2 protein-coding genes are annotated in these 2291 nt (G+C 56.3%); both read right to left on the bottom strand.

Going from position 1 to position 2291, the window contains the following annotated elements; genetic code table 11:
* Window positions 1-311 precede the first annotated feature (311 nt).
* A complete protein-coding gene (locus tag AC1DVA_RS27720; RefSeq protein WP_476808031.1) occupies window positions 312-704 on the bottom strand; it encodes a hypothetical protein in 393 nt (130 codons plus the stop codon).
* A gap of 575 nt (window positions 705-1279) precedes the next feature.
* Window positions 1280-2291 (bottom strand): IS110 family RNA-guided transposase (locus AC1DVA_RS27715; RefSeq protein ID WP_476808030.1); only part of this gene is annotated, 1012 nt, incomplete at its 5' end.

Raw genomic sequence — 2291 nt, 5'->3', positions numbered from 1 at the left:
TGACCGGTTTGGTTTAAGTCGGATCCCACCACACCAGATACCGTGTCTTGGTTGTAGTCGCTAGGGCGTGAAGAACTTTGCTGTTTACTGGAGTGGAAGAGTCGACCTTTTGTCGATGTAGATTTTGTCTCTCCAAAAATAAGGCACCTGTGGCTTCCGGATTGAGAGAGTCCTCAACATATTGGATGGATATCGAGTAGCCTGCCAGATCGGCTAGGCTGATAAGCTGAGCCTTAGCCGGCATGCGGTGGTCGCCAGAACTGCGACGGCTGGAATCACGCACGTTAGCATATATCGGACTCCGCGAACCTTCAGACCACTCCTCGCTTCCACTCAGGGCTCTTCTCATCGTCGCCAGGAGTCGTCATCCTACTTCCAGGATTGAACTGAACATGGATATGGGGGGCGTTAAGCCCCTGATCATTCATCAGAACCAGAAACCACTTGGGGTATTTCGAATTTAATGCCTGCTGCAGATGGTAGCCAATTAGGCTCGATATTATACCGACACCATGATCGGGAAGCGTTTTTGTTCGCACATCGATGGCATTGCCGGAATGGTGAAGTGATTTGTGAGAATGATGATACCATTCCTGCCCGGCCGTGAATTCCACTTTAAATTTCTCCGGCGCACATTTTTCAAATGTCGATATTATTACCGGTATCGCCTTTTTTATTTGAGGTGACAGACTTTCTTGTTTCATATGGATTCTCCAGCATCAGATTGAATTTATATTATTCTCCTAAGCACGCTAATTCGATCGCGGTATAAGCATTAGAAGCGCTAGCGTTGGTTTTCAGCATTCGCTCGTCTATGATCGCTCCTGGACTACTATCGCGATCTGATCTGCCGTTAGTCAATGTCGGCAAACGTCGCGGATCGTGATGGAGGCTCGCGTACCGCTAAGCACCGTAGCTAGCAGTTCGCGGCGATGGGGATTGCGATACTATCCGCCGTATTGCGAGGCCGACGAACGATGCGACGTTGGGGGAACTCGACTACGCTCATGCTGCGACCCTCCTTGGTCTGCCCCCTRGAAAGTTCTCTAATCGSGCTGGTCAAGTTGCCTGATTGAAGGCCGCGTACACGCCGGGTTCATGGTTCTCTCCGTGGTCGATCTCTATGGATCGCCGCATGTTGGCGTCAGAATGGTTGGATCGACCGAAGTGGCCCTCGCAGTTGCCGTCGAAGGCACTGCATTTTCAGGGACGGCCTGATCCGCGCCATACGTCCCGGCGGGGACGCATCCGTACAGTCAGCCGAGCAGCGCGTGTGCGATCATGTGGCTGCGGAGCTCCAGCGGAAGGGGGTATTGGTYTTCCACATCGCGTGGAGGAYGACGGCGATCTTCCGKGCAACGGCGATCCGCGCCTTCTTGAAGCCCGAGACCTTCGCGAGCTTCAGCCCCCACGCCTTCAGCGTCGAGAAGCGTAGGTTTCGYGTCAAGAGTGTCGTGGCCGCCTCGTAGAGGTGCTTCCTCGTCATCCTGTTTCCTTGCTTGGAGATGCGGCCATTCCGACTGGTTTCGYCGGACTCGTATCGGCGCGGTGTCAGTCCGAGGTAGGCGCCCGCGCTCGAYGATCYTTTGAAGCGCGCGGCGTCGTCGAATGAGGACGCGATSGACAGAGCGGTGATGACGCCGACGCCAGGAGCCGTCATKARCAACCGAGCCGTCGGCGTTGCTTTGGCAATGGCCATGAGGCGTCGGTCCAGCACCTTGATCTGGTCGAGGATCACAGCACGCGCCTTTATCAGCACCTCGGCAATGATACGCATCTCGGGAGCCGCGCCCAACTCGCCGTCGATGATCTCGTCGGCGCGCCCCGTGAAGCTGCCGACGCGCTTGCCGAACAGAACCCAGAAAGTGCGCAGCAACCCTCGGATCTCGTTTTCGATCTTAACCCGGGTGCGCACCAGCATCTCCCGGGCGACAAGGATGGAGCGAACCTGGTAGCTGTCGCGGCTTTTGATGCGGACCTCTTTGAACCAGCCTGTGCGCATGATCTGGGCAAGACCTGCAGCATCATTACGATCGGTCTTAACCGGCCGCATCTTCAGGGCCGCATTGGCGTGCCGTGCATCGATGCAGATGATAGGCAGGCGTCGGCTGGTCAGCTCGTTCCAGAGCCAGACGGCCAATGGGCCAGTCTCGAGCCCAACCCTCGTGAGGTTCGGAGCACTGATTGCCAGGCAGTCAGCAATGGCGTCAGGGCATGTCGGCACTTTTCTCTCGGCTAGAATGCGCCCGTTCTCATCGACGACGCAGATCGCCGTCATCGCCTGCGAGACG

This window comes from Allobosea sp. P4_C6, from assembly GCF_056402015.1.
Note: the sequence above shows the minus strand (reverse complement) of the source record. Positions and strands in the feature narration are given on the sequence as shown.